Source organism: Chitinophagales bacterium (assembly GCA_017303835.1).
Lineage (GTDB): Bacteria > Bacteroidota > Bacteroidia > Chitinophagales > Chitinophagaceae > JAFLBI01.
On sequence record JAFLBI010000002.1, the window covers coordinates 67,194 to 89,918 of the forward strand.

At 43.0% G+C, this 22,725-nt stretch carries 18 protein-coding genes; 10 read left to right on the forward strand and 8 right to left on the reverse strand.

Annotated features, from left to right (window positions below):
* Positions 1-8 precede the first annotated feature (8 nt).
* The 4 genes from J0L83_13030 to J0L83_13045 all read left to right on the forward strand — a co-directional run bounded on the left by J0L83_13030 (position 9) and on the right by J0L83_13045 (position 5,089).
* Entirely contained in the window at positions 9-1,586 is a 1,578-nt protein-coding gene (locus J0L83_13030) for a DUF1501 domain-containing protein (protein ID MBN8665499.1), read from the forward strand.
* Positions 1,587-1,646: 60 nt separating this feature from the next.
* Entirely contained in the window at positions 1,647-4,007 is a 2,361-nt protein-coding gene (locus J0L83_13035) for a TonB-dependent receptor (GenBank protein ID MBN8665500.1), read from the forward strand.
* Between the two features lie 11 nt (positions 4,008-4,018).
* Entirely contained in the window at positions 4,019-4,579 is a 561-nt protein-coding gene (locus tag J0L83_13040) for a hypothetical protein (GenBank protein MBN8665501.1), read from the forward strand.
* A gap of 63 nt (positions 4,580-4,642) precedes the next feature.
* A complete protein-coding gene (locus J0L83_13045) occupies positions 4,643-5,089 on the forward strand; it encodes a DUF2721 domain-containing protein (GenBank protein ID MBN8665502.1) in 447 nt (148 codons plus the stop codon).
* Here J0L83_13045 and J0L83_13050 read toward each other — a convergent pair.
* Positions 5,086-6,873: an ABC transporter ATP-binding protein gene (locus J0L83_13050; GenBank protein MBN8665503.1), complete on the reverse strand. Its 1,788-nt coding sequence runs from the start codon at positions 6,871-6,873 to the stop codon at positions 5,086-5,088. The two genes, J0L83_13045 and J0L83_13050, sit on opposite strands and share 4 nt — an antisense overlap.
* Before the next feature lie 64 nt (positions 6,874-6,937).
* Between J0L83_13050 and J0L83_13055 the strand changes: the two genes are divergently transcribed.
* Entirely contained in the window at positions 6,938-7,852 is a 915-nt protein-coding gene (locus tag J0L83_13055; GenBank protein ID MBN8665504.1) for a glycosyltransferase family 2 protein, read from the forward strand.
* Here the strand turns inward: J0L83_13055 and J0L83_13060 are convergent.
* A complete protein-coding gene (locus J0L83_13060; protein ID MBN8665505.1) occupies positions 7,849-8,808 on the reverse strand; it encodes a class I SAM-dependent methyltransferase in 960 nt (319 codons plus the stop codon). The two genes, J0L83_13055 and J0L83_13060, sit on opposite strands and share 4 nt — an antisense overlap.
* 2 nt (positions 8,809-8,810) lie before the next feature.
* Positions 8,811-9,719: a glycosyltransferase family 2 protein gene (locus J0L83_13065; protein MBN8665506.1), complete on the reverse strand. Its 909-nt coding sequence runs from the start codon at positions 9,717-9,719 to the stop codon at positions 8,811-8,813.
* Positions 9,720-9,777: 58 nt separating this feature from the next.
* Between J0L83_13065 and J0L83_13070 the strand changes: the two genes are divergently transcribed.
* Together J0L83_13070 and J0L83_13075 are read left to right on the forward strand one after the other, a co-directional pair.
* Positions 9,778-10,149, forward strand: coding sequence for a co-chaperone GroES (locus J0L83_13070; GenBank protein ID MBN8665507.1), 372 nt, complete (start codon positions 9,778-9,780; stop codon positions 10,147-10,149).
* 87 nt (positions 10,150-10,236) lie between these two features.
* On the forward strand, positions 10,237-11,781 hold the full coding sequence (locus J0L83_13075; GenBank protein MBN8665508.1) for a DUF853 family protein: 1,545 nt from the start codon (positions 10,237-10,239) through the stop codon (positions 11,779-11,781).
* On the opposite strand, the gene J0L83_13080 is transcribed toward J0L83_13075, so the two are convergent.
* Entirely contained in the window at positions 11,770-13,245 is a 1,476-nt protein-coding gene (locus tag J0L83_13080) for a hypothetical protein (GenBank protein ID MBN8665509.1), read from the reverse strand. The two genes, J0L83_13075 and J0L83_13080, sit on opposite strands and share 12 nt — an antisense overlap.
* Before the next feature lie 372 nt (positions 13,246-13,617).
* On the opposite strand from J0L83_13080, the gene J0L83_13085 reads away from it, so the two are divergent.
* Entirely contained in the window at positions 13,618-14,112 is a 495-nt protein-coding gene (locus J0L83_13085) for a hypothetical protein (GenBank protein ID MBN8665510.1), read from the forward strand.
* Position 14,113: 1 nt separating this feature from the next.
* Here J0L83_13085 and J0L83_13090 read toward each other — a convergent pair whose 3' ends face one another.
* Complete coding sequence (locus J0L83_13090; protein MBN8665511.1) at positions 14,114-16,018, reverse strand: RecQ family ATP-dependent DNA helicase; 1,905 nt, start codon at positions 16,016-16,018, stop codon at positions 14,114-14,116.
* Positions 16,019-16,026: 8 nt separating this feature from the next.
* Positions 16,027-18,141 (reverse strand): cadmium-translocating P-type ATPase, encoded by a 2,115-nt coding sequence (gene cadA / locus J0L83_13095; protein ID MBN8665512.1) that lies wholly within the window; start codon positions 18,139-18,141, stop codon positions 16,027-16,029.
* A 117-nt stretch (positions 18,142-18,258) separates the two neighbouring features.
* Between cadA and tsaE the strand changes: the two genes are divergently transcribed.
* A complete protein-coding gene (gene tsaE, locus J0L83_13100) occupies positions 18,259-18,669 on the forward strand; it encodes a tRNA (adenosine(37)-N6)-threonylcarbamoyltransferase complex ATPase subunit type 1 TsaE (GenBank protein MBN8665513.1) in 411 nt (136 codons plus the stop codon).
* A 43-nt stretch (positions 18,670-18,712) separates the two neighbouring features.
* Positions 18,713-19,927, forward strand: a complete 1,215-nt coding sequence (locus tag J0L83_13105) for an alanine dehydrogenase (protein MBN8665514.1) — start codon at positions 18,713-18,715, stop codon at positions 19,925-19,927.
* A gap of 2 nt (positions 19,928-19,929) precedes the next feature.
* Here J0L83_13105 and J0L83_13110 read toward each other — a convergent pair whose 3' ends face one another.
* Together J0L83_13110 and J0L83_13115 are read right to left on the reverse strand one after the other, a co-directional pair.
* Positions 19,930-21,414 carry a hypothetical protein gene (locus J0L83_13110; protein MBN8665515.1) on the reverse strand — a complete coding sequence of 495 codons (1,485 nt, stop codon included), beginning with the start codon at positions 21,412-21,414 and terminating at the stop codon, positions 19,930-19,932.
* A gap of 2 nt (positions 21,415-21,416) precedes the next feature.
* Complete coding sequence (locus J0L83_13115; protein MBN8665516.1) at positions 21,417-22,700, reverse strand: cellulase family glycosylhydrolase; 1,284 nt, start codon at positions 22,698-22,700, stop codon at positions 21,417-21,419.
* Positions 22,701-22,725 lie beyond the last annotated feature (25 nt).

Below are 22,725 nucleotides of genomic sequence, written 5' to 3' on the forward strand. Positions count from 1 at the left end.
CCTATTGTATGAAAAGAAGAGATTTTTTACGACAAGCTTTACCTGCGGGTATCGTATTGCCCTCTCTCATCAATGGGTTTACGGTAAAAGCATTTGGTGCAGACAATCCTTTGATGCAGGCTTTACTGATGCCAACAACAGATACGGATCATGTGCTGGTCATCATACAGTTGAATGGGGGTAATGATGGCCTCAATATGGTGATTCCTTTAGAGTATTTTCCTGAGTATAGAAATGCACGTGCCAATATTTTTATTCCGGAGCAAAAGGTTTTGCGTCTGAATAATCATGATAAGATTGCTTTACATCCTTCCATGACTGGTTTGCATCAACTCTACCAGAATGGACAACTGCGCATTGTGCAGTCTGTTGGTTATCCGCAACCAAACTTTTCGCATTTCCGTGCCACAGATATCTGGATGAGTGCCAGCGATAGTAACCAGTTGGTGAATAGTGGTTGGACGGGTAGGTACCTGAATTATGAATACCCGAATTTTCCGAATGGCTATCCCAATAGCAGCATGACGGATCCGCTGGCCATTCAAATTGGTTCTGTCAGTTCCTTAACCTTACAAGGCCCAGCTGTTAGTATGGGTATGAGCATAAGCAACACATCAAATTTTTATAACCTGCTGAATGGTGCACAAGATCCTGCACCTGCCACACCTGCCGGTAAAGAATTGACCTATGTGAGAATGGTATCGCAGCAAACACAGCGATACGCAACAGTAATCAAAGATGCTGCAGCCAAAGTAACCCAGCAGGGTAATTATCCCACACCTAATTCATTAGCAGACCAACTCAAGATAGTCGCAAGACTAATCAAGGGTGGTTTGAAGACGCGCGTCTATATGGTGAGTTTTGGCGGCTTTGATACCCATGCCAGTCAGGTGAACACCACCGATACCACAACAGGTACACATGCAAATCTCCTTAAGACGGTGAGTGATGCCATCAAAGCATTTCAGGATGATTTAAAGCTGCTCGGTGTTGATGATCGGGTGGTGGGTATGACTTTCTCTGAGTTTGGCAGAAGAGTGAAGAGTAATGGTAGTAATGGTACTGATCACGGTGCAGCTGCGCCTTTGTTTGTTTTCGGCAAGCAGGTAATTAATGGCGTTTCTGGAAATACACCTGTTATACCAGCCAATGCTAATGTGAATGACAATATTCCTTTTCAGATAGATTTTAGAAGCGTGTATGCAACACTCCTGAGCAATTGGTTATGTGTAAAGGATAGTGATCTACAGCAAATCATGCTGAAGAATTTTCAGGTTTTGCCTTTAGTGCAGTCAGCTGCCTGTATGAAAGCGATTAATCTTTCCGGTGAAGAGCTAATCCGTAATTACCCCAATCCTTTTACAAGTACCACTACCATCACCTATAAAACCAATGGCGGACATACCCTTGTGCAGGTGATGGATACCATGGGTAGGGTGCTGGCTAATTTGGTAGATCAGGAATTGCCTGCGGGCAGTTATACTGTTCAGTTTAATGGACAGACCATTCCAGCAGGGGTTTATTATGTGCGATTACAGAACCTTAGTGTTCAGCAGGTGAAAGCCATGATCAAAGCAAAAGGCTAATTTTTGCAACATTGTTGAAAAATTCAATAAAACACCTATTTTTACAACCTTGTTTCAAAAATGAGGAAGCTTTTACTTTCTATACTGGTTGTGCTGATGGTGTTTCGTGCTGGTGCCCAATGTCACCTGAGTTTCTCGGGTATCGTTTGGGACGCAGATACTGGCCAACCCCTGGCTGATGCCCTGGTCAGAATACCTCAGTTGAATCTTACAAAAAAAACCGATAGTTCAGGTAGGTTTAAGATATTGGGTATTTGTCCGGGTAACTATGACGTGGTGATCAGTCATGTTTCCTGCAAGCCTGTGCAGGAGCACCTTCACATTGAAAAAGATATCGAACACAATTTTAAACTGGATCATGCAGCAGCCGTGCTAAATGATGTAACAGTAACTGGCTATAATACCGTAGCAAAAAAGACCAGCTTTTCTGCTGAAATCAAGGGCAAAGAACTGGATGCGGTAAAGGGCTTATCCCTTGGAGAATCATTAACCCGCTTAACCGGTGTTACCACTTTGCAAACCGGTACCAATATTTACAAACCTGTTATTCATGGGCTGCATAGTAACCGGGTACTTATTCTGAATAATGGCATCAGACAGGAGGGGCAACAATGGGGTAGTGAGCACGCACCTGAAATTGATCCCTATGTAGCCAATAGATTAACAGTTATCAAGGGCGCTTCTTCACTCCGATATGGTGCAGATGCCATTGGTGGTGTTGTGTTGGTAGAACCCAAATTACTACCAGTAATATCCGGAACAAGAGGAGAATTAAATCTGGCAGCTTTCTCTAATAATAGGATGGGCGTACTCTCAGGAATGCTTGAGGGCGTGAATTTGCATCGCAAGCCATTTGCCTGGCGGGTACAGGGTACTTTAAGGAGAGGTGGCAATGCAGCTACGCCGGAATATAGCTTAGCCAACTCTGGTCTAAGTGAGGCCAATATGTCTGCTACAGCAGGCTGGAAAAAAGAGACAAAGGGATGGGAAGTGTTTTACAGTCTATTCAATACCAAACTGGGTATCTTCTCTGGCGCGCACATTGGCAACGTTACAGATTTGATGAATGCCATTGCACAGAAGGAGCCACCTGATTATATCAGAAATGTGGGATTCACCTATAAGATCGATAGGCCTTATCAGGAAGTGATGCATCATTTACTGAAATGGAAATCCTATTGGCAAACTGGTGAAACAGGTCGCTTAAACCTGATTGCAGCAGCACAGGTGAACAACAGACAAGAGTATGATGTCAAGCGCTTTCAATCGAGCAGTGATGCACCAGGCCTTGACTTAACGATTAGCACTGTGTCTGCAGACCTTCTTTGGGATCATTATCAGCAGAAAGGTTTCAGAGGAACCATTGGAATCAACAGTGCGTATCAGGCAAATCGATATTCATTCCGCTTATTCATTCCCAACTATGATGCATTGAATCTGGGCGCATTTATTATTGAAAAAATTGGTACAGGTAAACTGCAGGGTGAGTTTGGTGCCAGATATGATCACCGTTCTATCACCAATATCAGCTCAAATACAGGACGTGTCTATACCAACAGAACTTACAGTAGTTTCTCTGGTAATGCAGGCCTTCAGTATCAACTGCATCAGTATGTGCAATTGAGTCTTGGAATTGCATCGGCCTGGCGTGCACCGCAGGTGAATGAACTCTATAGCGATGGGTTACACCATGGCTCTGCGCGTATTGAAAAAGGAAATGACCAGTTGAATCCGGAACGTGCCAACAGTGTGATGGCCGGCCTGCATTTGCATCTCGATAAATTCAATCTGGAGCTGGAAACCTACCACAAACAAATTGATGGATTCATTTATCTCTACCCTGTTTTCCCGCCAGAGCTAACTATCAGAGGCGCTTTTCCAACATTTCGCTACGGGCAAACCAATACACGTATGCAGGGAGTTGATGTCAATGCCTCTTGGAAAATCAATGCGCATATTCAATGGCAGGTAAAAGGTTCAGTGCTTCGTGCCTGGGATAAGACCAATCGCGATTGGATGATCATGATGCCTTCAGACCGTTATGAAACATCACTGGAGTATCGATTCAGCGATGCAGGAAAAATTCGTGAACCATACGTTAAGTTGCATGTGCAGCACGTATTGCATCAATCACGTTTTCCCGGAACTGGAAATATTCCGGTGTTGAAGCCTGATGGCAGTACTGTTATGGAATCAGATTATATCGCACCACCGCCGGCCTATACGCTGGCAGGTGCTGAAGCCGGATTAGGACTGCAAAGAAAACAACACACCATTCAGTTCATTTTGTCTGCTACGAATATGCTGAATGTGGCCTACCGAGAATACTTGAATACATTCCGGTATTTCTCAGACGATATGGGCCGTAACATCAGTCTTCGTGTACGTATTCCTTTCAATGTAAAAAATACACCATCATAAAATCAAATCAAATGAAGCAACAATTCATCCGTTTGTCCGCATTGTGTGTACTGTTTGCTGCAACAGTAGTAGGTTGTAAAAAAGATGATCATTCTCACGACGAAGAGGAGCTAATCACAACGGTTAATGTTAAACTCACTGAATCCGGAACAACAAGTGCAACCACGTTTACTTTCAGAGATACTGATGGTCCCGGCGGAAATGCACCTACCAAGTTTGATACCATCAAACTGGCACCCAATAAAACGTACAATTGTGAAATCACCTTGTTGAACGAAAGTGTGACTCCTGCAGAAGACAAGACTCCGGAAATCAGAACTGAAGCCAACGATCATCAGTTCTACTTTGCTGTTACACAGGCAAGTATTACAGTAAGCAACTTGGATACTGATAGTAGAAGTCTGCCGCTTGGTTTAACAAGCCGCTGGACTACCGGTGCAGCTAATGCAGTAGGTGTAACAGGTTCAATACGTGTAACCTTAAAGCATAAGCCAGGTAATAAGGCCAGTGGTGACGACGAATCGAAGGGAGAAACAGATATTCAGATAGCGTTTCCTGCCGTTGTTCGCTAATCACTATCCCCCCAACGGTAAAGGCCATCTCTACAGATGGCCTTTTTTGTTTTACTTTGAAGTATGGAAATATCCATCAATACACCTGCACTGCTCTTTCCAGCCATTACTTTTCTGATGCTGGTTTATTCCAATCGTTTTCTGGCTTTAGCTAACCTGATTCGCTCACTGCATGAGCGATACAATAAAGAGCCGGACAGTCGTAAGAGTATTGTTCAGCAAATCAAGAATCTGCGTACACGCTTGGCCATGATACGTTTTATGCAGGGACTTGGCGTAATCAGTTTCCTGATGTGTATGATTTGTATGTACCTGATCTATATCGGCGATCAGCATCCTGCAAGATGGTTGTTTGCACTAAGTATGTTCAGTTTGATGATTTCTTTAGTATTGTCTTTTCTAGAAATACGCATCAGTACGATTGCTTTGGAGCATGAGCTCAGCGATATGGAACATGAATTGGGTGAAGGCAATATGCTCAAAGACTATATCAAAACCCGCTTCGATTAAGCAGGCTGCGCTTGTTTTTCCTTGAGTTTACGTTCGCCAATCTGCTGACGCCACATGGCATAATAGAGACCTTTTTCCTCCAGCAATTGCTGATGGCTGCCTGTTTCTACTACTTGTCCGCGTTCCAATACAAAAATCCTGTCGGCATGCATGATGGTGCTTAACCTGTGTGCAATCATCACGGTAATTTGCGCTTTTGCTGCAGAGATGCTGCGAATGGTATTGGTGATTTCTTCCTCTGTAATACTATCCAATGCAGAAGTGGCTTCATCAAAAATCAACAAGTGTGGTTTGCGTAATAAGGCACGAGCAATAGAAAGTCTTTGCTTTTCACCGCCACTCAATTTCAAGCCGCCTTCGCCAATCACTGTTTCAATACCTTTTTCTGCTCTCGATAATAAGTTCTGACAGCTGGCTTTCATCAATGCGTCTGTTACCTGCTCGTCAGTTGCTTCAGGAAATACAAACAGTAAATTTTCTTTAATAGTGCCTGCAAATAATTGTGTGTCTTGAGTAACAAAACCAATCTGGCTGCGTAGTTCATCAAAGTCCATGTCTTTGCCATCAATGCCGTTGTAGCGAATGATGCCTTCCTGTGGACGATACAATCCCACCAATAGTTTTACCAGTGTGCTCTTGCCAGCACCTGATGGGCCAACAAATGCAATGGTTTCGCCTTTCTTCACATCAAAGGAAATGCCATCCAGTGCTTTGTATTGTGCGGTTTGGTGTTGGAAGGTTGCGCCTGCAAACTCCAACTCCTCAATCATGCCTACAGTTTGTGGATGATCTGGTTTGGGTTCCACAGGCTTGGTCATGAGGTTGTGGAAGTTATTGATGGATGCTTCTGCTTCGCGATAGCTAAGGATGATATTGCCAATTTCCTGCAGTGGGCCGAAAATGAAGAAACTATAGAACTGGAGTGCGATTAACTGTCCTGTGGTAAGTACATCGCGGTAGATTAACCATAATAAAGTGAAGGTGATGATCTGTCGAAGGAAATTCACCATTGTGCCCTGAATAAAACTCAATGCACGAATGCTCTTCACTTTTCTCAGTTCTAGTCCGAGTATTTTGTACGTATTGTTGTTTAAACGCTTTACTTCCTGTTCCGTAAGGCCAAGGCTCTTCACCAATTCAATATTGCGCAGTGATTCGGTTGTAGTACCTGCCAAAGCGGTTGTCTCTTTCAGGATTACTTTTTGAATCGTTTTGATTTTCTTGCTGAGTATGTTAGTAACAAAAGCAATCAATAGTGTGCCACCAAAATAAATTGGTACAATGCTCCAGTGTTTTTGAGTAGCATATACGGATACGAATATTACGCTCACCAGAATACCGAATAAGACGTTGATGAAATAGCCGATAAACCTTTCCGTATCTGATCTTACCTTGGTTAGAATAGAGAGTGTTTCACCGCTACGTTGATCTTCAAACTCCTGATAGGGTAGTCTCATGGAATGCTTCAAGCCATCTGTGAAAATCTTCGCGCCAAATTTCTGAATCACCACATTCACGGTATAATCCTGAAAGGCTTTGGCTACACGGCTAATCATGGCGGTTCCTACCAGCAAAAACAGGTACCACATGATCCCATTGATGAATTGTCCTTCTGTTCTGGGTGTGCCATCGTCGAAGGTCTTGGGATGGTTGGCAAAATGGTCAATTAGCTTGCCAAACAGCATAGGATCGAATAATGAAAAAGTCTGATTTAATCCGGCCAGTAACAGTGCCAGCGCAATTAGGCCTTTATAGGGTTTCAGGTATTGTATGAGTAATTTCATGTGTTTAAGGATTGGAACTTTTGCTAAACCAAAAAGAAGTCTAAGCTAATTGTTATTTTTGACAATGGCTATGCAGCAAGCACTGGTTTCGGTAGTTCTGGCAACATATAATGGTGAGCGGTTTTTGCCGCAGCAATTAGACTCTATTTTACAGCAAACCTATCCGAATCTAGAGATTGTTGTAGTGGATGATGGTTCCAAAGATGGCACCATTGCGCTGATACAGGATTATATGTTGCGCTACCCCAACGTGCGCCTGATACAAAACGAAAAAAACCTGGGTGTAACCAAAACTTTTGAAAGAGGTATTCAGGAAAGTCGCGGAACCTATATTGCTTTTTCCGATCAGGATGATTTGTGGCTGCCGGAGAAATTGCAAGTGCTGACAGCAGCTATTGGTGATTATGATGCAGTTTATGCCAACTCATTGTTGGTGGATGAACATGGTGAATCATTAGGTAGGTCATTCACCACCATCATGAATATGGCTACCTATACACATGGTGGTTCCTTTTTATTGTCGAATTCTGTTCCTGGTCATGCGATTCTGGCTAAAGCCGATTTTTTGAAAAGCATTCTGCCGATACCTGCTACAGTTTTATATGATTTGTGGATCGGTTTCTGTGCAGGAGGTAATAATGGGATTGCGTTTGTGGACAAAGTATTGGTGCATTACAGACAGCACGATAGCAATACAGTTGGTACAAGATTGTCGTCTAATAAGCGCAAGAAAAAATCCGCGCAGCAAGAATTTGAAGAGAAGAAAAAGGAATTACAATTATTGGCACAAGCACCTGTGAAAGATACCTTCACTAAAAAGCTGGTAAAAGAAATGCTGCAGCATTTTCATCAACGCTGGAGTTTTGCCAGATCAGCTTTTTTCTTCCGCAATTTTGATGCATTGTTGTTCAGTAAGCAAAAGCCTCGATTCCGTAAGAAGCTGTATTGCCTGAAGATGTATTTTAAACCCAACTATTAGAGCGGTTTTTTCAAGTAGAGCGCGCCCATATCGCCATCCATGGCTTTGTTGCGTTGCTTCATCATCTGGCGAAATGCTTTTACTTGTTCCTTCGTGAACATACTTTTCTCTTTGTTCACCATCCAGCTATTGGGTGCATTCAGTGCGATGTTCTGTTTGTATTGCTCACTACACCAGACTACATAGTCAAAGCTGTCGTAATAGAATTTATCTACCACAAAGCCCGCTTCTTCAGCCATTTGTTTCAATCCCTGCTCAGATGGTATGAAGATGTGACGTGGAGCATCTAATCCACACCAGTAACGGCCATAGTTTCTCCAGCCATAATTGTTCATGATGGGAATCCGCACTAATAAGGTTTTACCGGGCTTGATGATTTCATATGCTTTGCGCAGTGCAGCCTTCGGGTCTGGCATATGTTCCAGCGAGTGGTGCATCATCACTAAATCATATTGTCTGGTAACATCGAAGATGGATTTGCGTTCGATGCGCACATTGTCATAGCTTACCTCCTTTTCAATAAAGGGGTCAATACCAGTAAGATCTTTAAATCCTGCTTGATAGAGTTTGGTTAAGAGGCTACCATTACCAGTGCCAACATCCAGAATGGCATCATCATATTGTGCTCCTGCATTTTTCATCCAATCGATGAATTCGTTTACAGTATAACCCAGCGTGAGTAAATGCCCGATGATGGGGTATTTGCCAAAAAGAATATGTCCAGTCTGAATCTTGCGTATGATGTTTTGTTCCAGTCGCAACTCCAGATGGAAAGAGTAATAATTATCGTTTTGATAGTAAGGTGCAAAATCTGCTGGAGGATCTAGCAATTGCGCTGAATGGCAAGCACCACATTGTTGGTAATGGAAGAGATGGCCAATACCCATTTGATGTTCTTGCACTTCAAAGCTGGTATTGTTTTGCGTATTGCCGCAGATGATGCAGGGAGCTGACATTGCTAGATGCGTTTATAATTCTTGTAAATGAAAAACTGTTTGCCGGTGAGCTCTTCCAGCAGTTTCATCAGTTTTTCTTTGGGTGTCATATTGTTTTTCGAAGGTTCGTAGCTGAATTGCCAGTCACAAGCCTGAATATGCGGCTGCATCAATGCAGGATGTGTACCCTTGAATAAACGCAGGTAGTCATATTCATGGTAGTTGAATCCATCGCCATGCTTGGCTTCATATACTTTCACATCATACTGATCATCCGGATAGTAGCGCTTTCCGAATTCCAGCTGTTTCAATTTTTGTACAGCCGGTGGTTTTACGTAGCTATAATGGAAAATGCGTGCATCAATTTCTTTCACATGCAGTTTCTCGCCCTTGGCTTCATTGGCTTTGGACGGATCATCAAATCTGCGGAAGCCTTGAGAATCGCGATAACTGCGAATTTGTTTGTCGTTTCTGATAATACGAATCTCATGCTGGTGATACCTGCGTGAGGGTGCATAGTATTGATAATTACCGTAGAAATTCAAGAAGCGAAATAGCAAGCCTTCTACTTTGGTCTGGTGCAGGTATTGTTCCATCGCAGCACGTATTTTCGGTACATCTTCTTCATGTACTACTTCATCGGCTTGGATATGAAATAGCCAATCTGCATCAGCGCTGCAATGATCCATCCCGATATTAGATTGTTGTGAGAAGATCAATCCGCCCTGGCGCATGGAATCATCCCAGATGGTATCCACAATTTTTACTCTGCTGTCGTTCAGTTGTTCAACTGCTTCGCATGTGCCATCGCGGCTATCGCCGATTACTACAATTACCTCATCGCATAAGGGTAGTACACTGCGGATGGCTTCCAGAAAAGGATAGCCCAATTCCAGTCCGTTGCGTACATAGCTGAATGCACTCACTTTCATGCGGGAAAGGTAGCACGAAATAGGGATTATGCAGATATTTGCGCAAATCTGAACAACCATGATGCTGACACCAGACAATAAGCTGAAGAAACTGATTGTGATTGGCGACAGAGTCCTGATTCGCGTAACCAAGCCCAATGAACGCACAGATAGTGGCTTGTACCTGCCACCCGGCGTTCAGGAGAAAGAGAAAGTTCAACAGGGGTACATTATTAAGACCGGTCCCGGTTATGCCATTCCCATGCCTGTGGATGATGAGCCATGGAAGAACGATGACGAGCAAATGAAGTATGTGCCCTTACAGGCAAGAGAAGGTGACCTGGCTATTTTCCTCTTGAGTGGTGCCACTGAAGTGATGTATGAAGGAGAGAAATATTTTATCGTTCCCCAGAGTGCGATACTCATGTTAGAAAGAGAAGAGGATTTATAAAAGTGCAGAGATTTTTGAGGGATGAGTTTACTCATCCCTTTTATATTTTGTCGGGATACTTGCATTAACTTACTCAAAATTCGTCGTATGTCAACGGTTGCAGCATTTACAGAATCAGTTAAAAACGGCTATCAGTTTAAAGGCACACATGTAAAAATTGGTAAAGCCATGTTTGATGGGGCTGTTACCGAAGCCGATGTTTTCCTGCCTTTAAAAACCATGAATCGCCATGGGTTAATTGCCGGTGCGACCGGAACTGGTAAGACCAAGACCCTGCAGATGATCAGCGAATGTTTGAGTGATCATAGTGTGCCGGTATTGCTGATGGATATCAAGGGCGATCTCAGTGGTATTGCTGCAGCAGGTTCAGCGAATGAAAAATTACAATCACGTGCACAACTATTAGGTATTGATTGGCAACCTGCTGCTTATCCGGTGGAGTTGATGACCTTGAGTGATCAGCCCGGTGTGCGTTTGCGCGCAACCGTAAGTGAGTTTGGTCCGGTATTGCTAAGCAAGATTTTAGGTTTAAACGATACGCAGGGTGGCTTGGTAGCCATGATTTTTAAATATTGCGATGACAATAAAATGCCCTTGGTTGATCTGAAAGACTTTACCAAGGTCTTGCAGTTTGTAAGTGATGAAGGCAAGGCGGAATTGGAGAAAACCTATGGTAAAATATCTACAACCTCTACCGGTACGATTCTGCGTAAAGTAATTGAACTGCAGCAGCAGGGTGCAGATGTGTTTTTTGGAGAGAAGAGTTTTGAAGTAGATGATTTGATGCGCATCAATGAAGAAGGTAAGGGTATGATTAGCGTATTGCGTGTAACGGATATGCAGGACAGACCCAAGCTGTTCTCCACCTTCATGTTGCAACTATTGGCAGAATTGTATGCGTCTTCTCCGGAAGAAGGCGATTTGGATCAACCCAAGTTGGTCTTGTTTATTGATGAAGCACATTTGGTTTTTAATGAAGCCAGTGATGCTTTGTTACAGCAGTTGGAAACAGTCATCAAGCTTATCCGCTCCAAGGGTATTGGTATATTTTTCTGTACGCAAAATCCGCAGGATATTCCTGCTGCGATTTTAGGACAGTTGGGTTTGAAAGTGCAGCATGCACTGCGTGCGTTTACTGCTGCAGATAGGAAAACGATTAAACAGGCTGCGGAGAATTTTCCTGAAACAGCGTTTTATGATACGGCTGAACTGCTGACGCAGCTGGGTATTGGTGAAGCTTTTGTTACCTTATTGAATGAAAAAGGTATTCCAACACCATTGGTGCATACGATGCTTTGTCCGCCCAAAAGCAGAATGGATATACTGACAGATGCAGAGATTGATAGCATTATTTCCAAGAGTAAGCTGGTGCGCAAATATGGTGAAGTAATTGATCCGGAAAGTGCGTATGAAATACTCACGCGTAAACTAGAAGCTGCAGCGGCTCAGGAAGCTAGTCAGCAGGCTGAAGAAAAGCCTTCATCCCGCAAAGCGGAACCAAAGGAGCAAACCATTTTCGACAATCCTGTTGTAAAACAGATTGGCAGAACCGCTGCCAGTGTGATTACCAGAAGCTTGTTGGGCGCATTAGGTCTGGGTGGCAGAACCAGTAGAAAAAAATCAGTCTGGTAGTCCGGCCTGGGCTTTTATCCAATTAAGAATAAAAGGGTTCACAGCATTGCCCGAAATATGTATCGGCATTTCGCTGAGCTGTTGGTATAAGGTCTGCATTTTTGATTTGCGTGTGCCTTTATCCGGCTGATGGGCAATTTCATTGAGCGATTTTACGAAGTATTTTTCCGGCTCATGCCAGATAGCAATCTGTTGAAGGTATTTCTTGGCTTGTGCAGCGAGATAGTCCATAATCTCAGTATTACCCTCTTCATAATGTAACATCATCAGGTAGAGCCTTACCGCACCTTGGGTTCGTAATTCTACTTCTACAGAAGGGCCATTTAAAATATCGTTCCACATGTGGAGTGCCTGCTTGTATTCTTTTCTGAATAAGTGCACCAATCCAGCACAAGCTTCGATATAGATTTTAAAGTCTTTTCTGAAACGAATATTCTTCTCCAGAAAGAATTGCTGATAAATAGTGACAATCTCAGCAGCAGCAGTATAGTTTTTCTGATGCAGGTAATACATCAATCCACACCAGCAGTAATTGTGCATACGGCGGATATTCACCTCAATGGTTGGTGCTTCAAAATCCCAGATCTTTTGTAAGTAGTAAGAAAACTCATCCCAACGGTTGGCTTTCTCGCAGGCTACCAGAAAATTATAATAACTGGCCAGCGGGTCCAGATTCTGTAATGGCTGTTTCTCAATTTGTTCCTCGCGTATCAGGATACAGGCCTTGCAATGGGTATAATTCTTTTGTTGGTCGTTGATGAGGTTATAGTACAAACTCCAGGTGGCATGAAACCGGAATTTTGAATTGTATGAAGTGTGGGGCTCTTCCTGCATGATTTTAGCAGATACATACGCATCTGCCTTTTTGCGGATGGTTTCTGGTGGTAGTACACCAATTTCCATTTCCAGTATGGTGAGGTAATGCCAGATATGTCCTAATAAGGTATGTGTGTAAGACACATCAACTGCTTTGATGTCTTCTGCAGCTATGGGATCAAAATCTTTCAATGATTGTTCGTAGATGCGGAAATTTCCAAACAGATATTTTTCTATGTGCAATACATCCATGATCACATAGTAGTATTCATACTGCCATGCTAAAGCCTTTGTTTTTTGTATCAGCTTTTCTGCTTCAGCATCCAAACCTTTACTTGCTAGAATTTTGATTTGCGAATAATAGTTCCTGATTTTCCATTCAATGAAGTTTTCTTCATTGTACTCACGCATGGCGTTCAGGATAATTTGAAACAAATAATTCTTGGTTACGCCAAACTGTTTTACAAAAGTTTCTTTTCGAAATTTTTTCAGCAAATCATCCTCATCATATTTATCCTGCTCATTGATGGCTTCAAAGAGTTTGAAGTAGTTGGTTGATTTTTTCTGCACTTGACGTTGTGCATAGAGTTTGAAGTAACGCTTCTCTGAAGGAGACAGCGAATGGATGAGGCTGTGCAGTTTGTTCATCTCCTAACTGATTGATAATAAATATACTAAACAAAACAGGCACCCCTCTGAAATTTAATTTAATCAGGAAAAGGAGCTTGTATCAGGCTGATATTCATGCTTTTTTTACATCAGATCAGTTGGTGAATGAAGATGCGTGTAGCTGAACAGCTGACTGGCAACTTACACAGGAGGTTGCTTATGAATTCGCTTTTTGAGGGGGATTAGCAGACGCAGATGAAGCCATTCGTGGCAGGAGCATTCGGAAAGAATGCTCCTCCTCATCTGCACGTGGGTTACTACAACTTTCGGGTGATTTTTAAAGAATCCTACTATAGTATGAGCACAGGCAGGCCAATCATTCAGAGGTTTGCTATACCAAAAACAACCAACATGAAAAAAATCAACATTCTCCGTTCTGAGCACTTGCTCTTAGTTGTACCAGCTTTAGCTTACGCTATTCTGTATGTGTTCTATCCTGAACTCAATCGCTACATCATGCTGATGGACGGCGCAAGTACAATTGATTTCTATGATCTCTTATTTGTACAGACCCTTTTTATGATTATTACATTCTTTGTACACAAACTCATGCAGGTGGCTGGGGTACAATCTGCACAAATAAAATTCTTGCAAGTGAGTGTATCCTTGGTATTGATGTTGTCAATGGCTATTGTATTTATCAATATTCCTGATGTGGGCAGACAATGGCATAACCAGATTTTCCCAACACCAGCTTATGAGCGTTGGTTGAGTATGAGTTATTTCTGTACAATGGCAATGGGATTGTTTCTTTTCCTGCAGATCGGCTTTATCGTATTTGGTATTGTGCGCACTGTAGTGCATAGTAGCCGTAAGGCTAAGTATGCATCAGTCTCTGCTGCTTAGTTTATGCTTGCTTAAGAATTCTGCCCTGTTCATCAATCAGGATTTGGCGCTCATTTACTAAGAAATCAAGGTGTTGCCATATTTCCGATTCTTGGTGATTGACCAACAAAGCAAACAAGTCTTTTATAGTTGGATCTGAGGCAGATAATAGATATTGATCGATATGTTCTTTGATGGATTTATTTGTGCCGGATTGTTTTTGTTGTTGTAGGCAATTATCGCAAATACCACATCTTGTTTGGCTGGTTTCACCAAAATAAGCAGCGATGTATTGGTTTCTGCAACCTTTGGTTTCGGCGATATAGCCGAGTAACTGTACCAGTCGCTCTATAAAAGCTTTTTTTCTGGCATGATAACGATCCAGGTCAATATGCAAATGCGCTGCCGGCGCACGATTGAGTAAGAATTGTATTTGCGGACTTTCTTTTCTTGGCAGATACTCCACAACGCCCAGCGCATCTAATTGTTGTATCTGTTGTACGATCACTGTTGCACTGGTTTGAAGTAATCTGGCCAGTTGCCTTTCATAGACAGATGCCGGATGATGCAGGATGCCCTCATAAGTACGCAACAATGTTTTTACCAAGGGATCCAGATTTGGATACCCGTTTTCTATCGACTCAAGTAGTTCTCTGTCTGCAGTGAAAACCAGTTTGGATGGAATCAATCCGCCTTCGGTTAAAAGTATATGCCCTTCTTGTTCCAGGGTTTTGAGGCATTGTACAGTAGTGTTACTTTCTAACTGAAACAGTTCAGTAAACTGTTGCAGATCAAAATCAAAACGTTCACCTTCTCCAAGGCCAACCGGCAACTGCACATAATCTGCAATACATTGGTATACGTGCTTGATTAGCTGAACAGGCGGATAACGTTGTTCAGGTAATTGCTGTAATACCTGAATATCTTCTTGTTGATAGAGCGCAACTGCATAGGCACGTTGTCCGTTCCTGCCTGCACGGCCTGCTTCCTGGTAATAATTCTCCAGGCAGTCGGGCAAATTGTAATGAATCACCAATTGTACATCCGGCTTATCAATACCCATACCGAATGCATTGGTGCATACAATTACCCTGATCTCATTCTGCAGCCATTGTTCCTGTACAAAATTTCTTTCTTCGTGGCTTAGTCCGGCATGATAATAGGCCACTTTGATTTGCTGCATGCCTAGCAATTGTGCTACTTGTTGGGTTTGTCTTCTGCTATTGCAATAGATGATAGCAGAGCCAGACAGTTTACTGAGTATATCAATGCATCTGTTGATTTTACTGTCTACCTTATTAACTGAAAAGGACAATTGGGGCTTGAGAAAACTCTGTACAAATTTATTTGCCTTGGGTATTTGCAGTTGTGTGCAGATATCTTCTTGCACTGCTGGTGTAGCTGTAGCAGTGAGTGCAATCAGTGGTGTATCAGGCAGCCAGCTTCTTAAAATTTTAATGCGCAGATAGGCCGGTCTAAAATCATAACCCCACTGTGAAATGCAGTGTGCTTCATCAACTGCTATTAAGCTGATATTGAGCAAGTCTGCATAATCCTGAAATAATCTGGATTCCAATCGCTCTGGCGATACATACAACAACTTGAATTTACCGGCAGCAGTCTGTTTTAGCGTGTCTGTAACTTCTGTGTATTTCATGCCGCTGTGAATGGCAGCTGCTGGAATCCCCTTTTGCTGCAATGCATTCACTTGATCTTTCATCAGGGCAAGGAGCGGACTGATCACCAATGTAACACCCTCCTTCATGAGGGCTGGTACCTGAAAGCAAATTGATTTACCACCACCCGTGGGTAATAAAGCCAGCACATCCTTATTGGCAAGAACAGCATCAATAATGGCCTGTTGGTTACCTCTGAAAGAAGTATGGCCCCAGTACTTGGCTAATATGCTGGTGGGTGAAGCATGCATTGCTGCAATTAAGCCACTTTTTTCCAATTCAGGCGAACACTGTTTACAGCTAGTACAACATCGCTTAAACCCATAATCAGGGCGCCGAATGTTGGACTTAAGAATCCGAAAGCAGCAACGGGTATTGCTACAATGTTATAGGCAAATGCCCAGAACAGGTTTTGTTTGATGGTGAGATAAGTATGTTTACCAAGCCCCAATGAAAGTGGTAAATTCTTTAGGCCATGATTCATCAGCACTACCTGTGCACTTTGCATGGCAAGCTGCGAAGCTTCACTCAGGGAAATACCGACGGTAGCTTTGGCCAATGCTGGCGCGTCATTGATGCCATCGCCAACCATGGCTACAGGTGCTATGCTATTGAGTTCAGCGATTTTTGCGAGTTTCTGCTCCGGTGTTTGTTCCGCAATCACTTCGTCAATACCCAGTTGCTGCGCAACCTGTTGGCATTTGTCCAGCTTGTCGCCACTCAGTAAAATTGTTTTGATACCCATCTGATGAAGGCTGTTCACGATGGTCTTGGCTTCTTCTCTAATATCATCCTGCATATCCACCCAGCCAATCAATTCACCATTTTTGATTACGTAAATGTTGTGGTTGGCTTCATTGGTTAGTTTGGCAGCTGCTTTATATGCACCTGCTATAAATTGATTGCCTTCTTTATCTGTAGCCTGCATACCCATGCCTTTTACTTCATCAATAGAAGACCAGCGAATATCCGGTTTGAATTTCCACTGATTTGTGATGGATTTGGCGATTGGGTGGTTGGAGTATTTTTCTAAAGAAGCTACAATGCGTTTGAATTCGGTTTCGTCAATGGTTGTTTGAAAAGCTGCAATGCGAAACTTTCCTGTGGTGAGTGTACCAGTTTTATCAAAAACCACTTGCTTCACATCCTTAAATACTTCCAGACTTCTTGCATTTTTGAACAATACACCATTGCGGGCCGAACGGCCCAAGCCTACGGCAACAGCTGCTGGTGTGGCAAGCCCCATGGCGCAAGGGCAGGCAATAACCAATACAGCAATACTTCTCAATAAACTTTCCGTAAAGCCGTGATCAGTAAAAAAATAGTTGATGGCTAGGGTAGCAAGTGCAATACTCACTACGGCAGGAACAAATATGGCACTGATTTTATCTGCCAATAATTGAACCGGTGGTTTTTCTGTTTGCGCATCTTTTACGAGTCGGAGGATATTGCTCAATACAGTGTCTTCGCCAACTGCAGTTATATATGCTTTTACTTGTCCGTTTTCAATCAAAGATCCACCGATCAGGGTATCATTCATTTTCTTTTCAACAGGAATACTTTCCCCAGTAATGATGGCTTCATTTACACTTGCATCGCCCCAGAGAATTTTACAGTCCATAGGTACAGGCTCGCCGGTACGAATTAGTACGAGATCACCTACTTTCAGTGAAGTACTTTCTACCGGAAACACATGCTCCTGATGTTGTTCATCATAAGCAATCATATTGGCCATTACTTTCTGGCTCACTGCCAACTTTTTCAAGGCAGCTTGTGTAGTTTGTACAGATCTGTCTTCCAGATAATTGCCCATGAATACCAGAGTGATGATGGTGGCGGTGGTTTCATAGAATAAATATTTTTCTGCTTCACCGATAATGGTACCATATAAGCTGTACACAAATGCAGCTGTAGCACCAATAACAATCAGCACATTCATATTGGGCACACCCTTGGTGAGGCTGTTAAAAGCACTTCTGCCAAAAAATTCCATGCCTACGATATAGACAGGGATGGTGAGTGCAAGTTGCACAATGGGATTCATCAGCCAGTGAATATGCAGGCCTGGAATCATGTGTAACATCAAAGGCGCAGTAAATACCAAACAAAACCAAAAGCGTTGCAGGTGATTGGTAAACCAAAATTTCTTTTTGGGTGTTGCGGGAATTTCTGCAGACTCTACTTCGTACCCGAGTTTGTGAATCCCTTTGGCAATCTCTTCTTTTGAGTGTTGTTCATCCAATTGAAAACTCACATCCCCACCAATAAAATTCACCTTTACCTGTTGCAGTCCTTTTTGTTCCAGGTATTTGTGTATGGTCAGTGCACAGTTTGTGCAATCCATGCCATTTACCTTCCAGCTCACTTTTTCCATAACATATCCGTTTCAGGGTAAAGTTACCAAGCAATAAGCAGGAGCTGTTTTCGAGAAAGGGACAATATTTCTGCATCTACGATTCAAAAGCGCCAAGTGCTGAGTTATCTTCGCGTCATGGATATGATTTTTACGCATGATCAGTTGCGTTTTGTGGTGGCGGCAGCGTGGAAAACCCATCAGAAGCAAAAGGTATGGGCATTTCATGCACCTATGGGAGCCGGTAAAACCACCTTTATCCACGCTTTGTGCCAGGAATTAGGGGTTGCCGAAGCTGTTACAAGCCCCACTTTCGCCATTATCAATGAATACAAAGCAAAAGCACAAACCATTCTGCATATGGATTGGTACCGATTAGCGGATACCGAAGAGGCAGAAGCTGCTGGTGTGGGTGCCGCATTAGATTCGGGTGCATTATGCCTTATAGAATGGCCAGAAAAAGCACCGGAGCTATTGCCGGATGATACATTGCATATTCATATCGAGGTCCTGGATGCGCAGACCAGAAGAATCTATACGTCTGACTGAAATCAGTTAATTTTATTGTCACCCTAACCTGAATCGCTTAACCATGGCTGCAAATAAACCTGTGATTAGTACCTCCTTCAGTTATGAAACCCTGGAAGAAACTTTGGATATCAAACCACAGGGTGCAAAACTGCATATTGGTATTCCAAAGGAGATTGCCTTTCAGGAGAATCGTGTATCCCTGATTCCTGATGCGGTGAGTGTGCTGGTGAGTAACGGACATGAAGTAACCGTTGAGCACAATGCAGGTGCTTCTAGTCATTATACCGATAAAGAATACGCCGAAGCAGGTGCTAAAATTGTTTACGACAGGGCAGAGGTGATGAAAGCCCCCATCTTGTCCAAGAGTGCGCCGGTAGTTGAAGAAGATTTGCCCTTATTGCAATTGAACCAAACCATTATTTCACCCATTCATTTGTCTGCCCTCAAGAAAGAGCATATTGAGAAGATGATGGAGAAGCGTATTACTGCGCTGAGCTATGAAAATATGAAGGATGCCAGTGGTACCTATCCCATTGTGCGCAGCATGAGTGAGATTGCAGGTAGTGCGGTGATGCTGATTGCGGGCCAGTACCTCAGTAGTTTCAATAAAGGGAAGGGTGTTTTATTGGGCGGCATCAGCGGTATTCCGCCAACCAAGGTGGTGATTATTGGTGCTGGTATTGTAGGCGAGTTTGCTACTAGAAATGCTTTAGCACTTGGTGCGAGTGTAAAAGTGTTTGACAACAATGTCTATCGTTTAAAGCAATTGCAGAATAATCTCGGTCAGCGTGTTTGGACCAGTGTGCTTGAACCTCGCATTCTTGCTAAGCAGTTGAAGACTTGCGAGGTAGCTGTAGGTGCACTTAGTAACGAGTTTGGCCGAGCGCCAGTGGTTGTAACAGAAGAGATGGTGGCCGCGATGCGTCCCGGCAGTATCATCATTGATGTGGCTATTGATCGTGGCGGTTGCTTTGAAACCAGTGAACTCACCAGTCATGAAAGTCCCACATTCGTACAGCATGATGTAATACATTATTGTGTGCCGAATATTCCGAGTGGATTTGCGCGTACTGCTAGTCAGGCCATCAGTAGTGTCTTAATGCCATTGTTACTTGAGATCAGTGATGAAGGTGGTATGGAAGAAAAAGTATGGCATGATTTCAACCTGCGCGAAGGCATTTATATGTTCAAGGGAGCATTAACTGATTTTTATATCAGTCAGAAATTTGATTTGAAATATACCGACTTGAATCTGCTGATTGCCAGCAGAGGCTAGTATCATTGTTTTGTGCTGTCGCAAAAACGATAGAGTGCGCCGTCTTCATATTGCACTACCGGCTGCAGTTGTTTGAATTGGCGAATACTATCCAAAGAAATCAATTCCGGATTATCAGCATCTCGAATGAATACAATATAACCGCAGGGCAATTGTTTCAATCTATTGATCTGCCAGCCAAACTCTTTTTGTGGTAATTGTCGGCTATAGATGCCGGATAAAAAATGTACTGCATCATGCGCATTGGCATAGATAGAATCAGCGGGCTGAAAATCTTGCTTGTGTTTCCGGAGATACTGTACAATCTCCATCTCTCCCCACATTTGTTCGCGATAGCCCGGTACGCCTGCATCTTTTACGCCATCCCAGGTTTCCCAGTTGATGGGATAGTATTTGTATTGCCAGGAAAAGCAAATGAGTGTTATACAGATGCTTGCAACCAGTGTGGATAGGCGCTTCTGTAGATGTAACTGATAAATCAGGTCAAATACAAGGATGATGATTGGAAGTAGTATGGCTGCCAACAGGCGACTATTGAGTTGTTCATGTTTGCTGGTGCTGGCAGAAATAATCATGAACGCGCTATAGATCAAGGCAAAGCTGTAAAGCACTTTTCCATAGGCATCTTTTCTGCGCAGGATAAGCGCAGCTATCATTAGCACGAGTGCAATGCTTCCTGTAACCCATGCCTGAGTTGAAAATGGTAAGAATAACCAATGCTGAATGGTATCAAAAGTAAAACCAAGATTATCCAAAAAGCTAGTGGTTGCTGGTTTTCGTAAGCCGGTAAATGTATCTGTGTGTAGTTTATTGCGAATGAGGTTGATGGTGAGTGGTATTGATGCGAGTAGTCCAAACAATACAGTTTTGCGTAGTCCTTGCTTCCAGTTTGTTTGCTGCAACAAAAGCATGCAGCCTGTAGCGATGATGGTGATGCCCGCATACCTTGTTAATGCAGTATATCCTGCAATGATTGCAGCTAGTATCCACCATTTTTCTTTTGTGGTATGGGTTAATGCATTGCCCATTACTAGCATAAATAAGACGAGCAGCACCAGAAAGCTGGTCTCAGACCACAACATTGCATAGATTTCAATGGTGGCCGGACTAACCACCAAGCTGCCGAGTACTGCAATTTGTAACCATATTTTATTCGGAAAAAGATATTGTGTGAGTCGGCCGGATAAAAAAATAAAGCAGGCATAGAGTAATGCGTTGAGCGCTGTACTAAAGACCACTGGATCTGTTTGTGTAATCCAGGAAACAAAAGCCAGTAACAAGGGATAGCCTGCAGGAAAGTCAACAAGTGGCAGGTGATTGAAATCTTCCAGTGCGTGGTCTTGTATCAATTCTTTGGCTGCTTCTAAATAGAAAACAGAGTCGGGAGATACACCCATGCCGGATTGTTTGCCCATGGCAATGATGCAGCCTGCGGCAATAGCAGCAAAAAGAAATAGATGCCAATTATTTTGTAGTCTGGCGCGCATGATCAGTTTCGTGAGTTGATCTTCACTGCATATTCACCAATCAGCTGAATGGTGGTTTTGTCGGTGTCATACACACTATACCAGCCTTGTTGCTCATGTGGTGGATCCCCAATATAATCATCACCCTTTTTCCAGTATCCACCGGCTTTTGCTGGTCTGCCTTCTCCTCCCCAAGCCCAGAAATTCACACCACGCAGTGCTGTATTGCTTTGAATCAACTGTATCACTTCTTCAAAAACCTTGCCGTAGTAATTGTCACGCACTTTAACTCCTGCTGCTATATCCATGCTTCCCTTATCTCGGCCAATGCCAAACTCTTCCAATACCAATGGTTTATTCAACTTGTTCGCTAAAGCAACATGTTTGCGTACATAATCCTGCATGTATTTGACGGTATTACGATAAGTCAGTTCATGTCTGTTAGGATCATACACATTCCAGTTTTGTACCCATAAGTGTGCAGTGGTATAATCTATAAATGGAGAGCTGGCATCTTTTATTACATCCATACCTGCATAAGCTGCATCATTGGTTTCGCCTTCCACACCTGCACAAACCAAGTGGTTCTTATCGATAGATTTAATGAGTTGTGCTGTGTTGTGTATCCAATCCCTGAATGCATCCAATTGCCGCATGCCTCTCGGTTCATTACACAATTGCCAGCTCATGATGGTGGGATCATTTTTATAAGCAATTTTCGAGAGGCTATTCACTCGCTCAATCATAAACTTTACATGGTTGTGGAAGAGTGTAATTACTTCTGGCTCCTTGTAGAAAAGTGCAGTAAATACCTGATACCGATGCCAATCCCCATATGGTTGTGGAGGAGGATAGGGAATACGTAATGTATTGTTCACCCAAACACGATACTGTGCCATCCCGCCACTCCATGGCCAGAAATTATTGAGAACAACAACTGCTTTCATGTTGCGCTTACGCATTTCCACGAGCAGTTTATCCATTCCCTTGAGTAATGCTTCGTTGTAAACGCCGGGTTTGGTTTGTAATGCGGGCGACATCCGCCAAGGTTCTTCATCAGGACCTTCGCTACTGCCAAGGATACGCAGATTTTTCACACCCATTGCAGATAATCTGTCAAGTTCACGAATCAGTCTCGCTGTGTCATATGCGCCAAGGTGATGGCCATACCAAAAATTGGTGCCCAGAAAAGTATAACTGGAGCCATTCAGCAGAAAGGACTGGTCTTTTACTTGAACGAATGCAGATTTGGATTGCGCCTGCATCATGGCTGGTAAAAACAATAAAGCGAAAAGCAGGTTTTTCATGCTTAAATGTACAAATAAGCCTGAA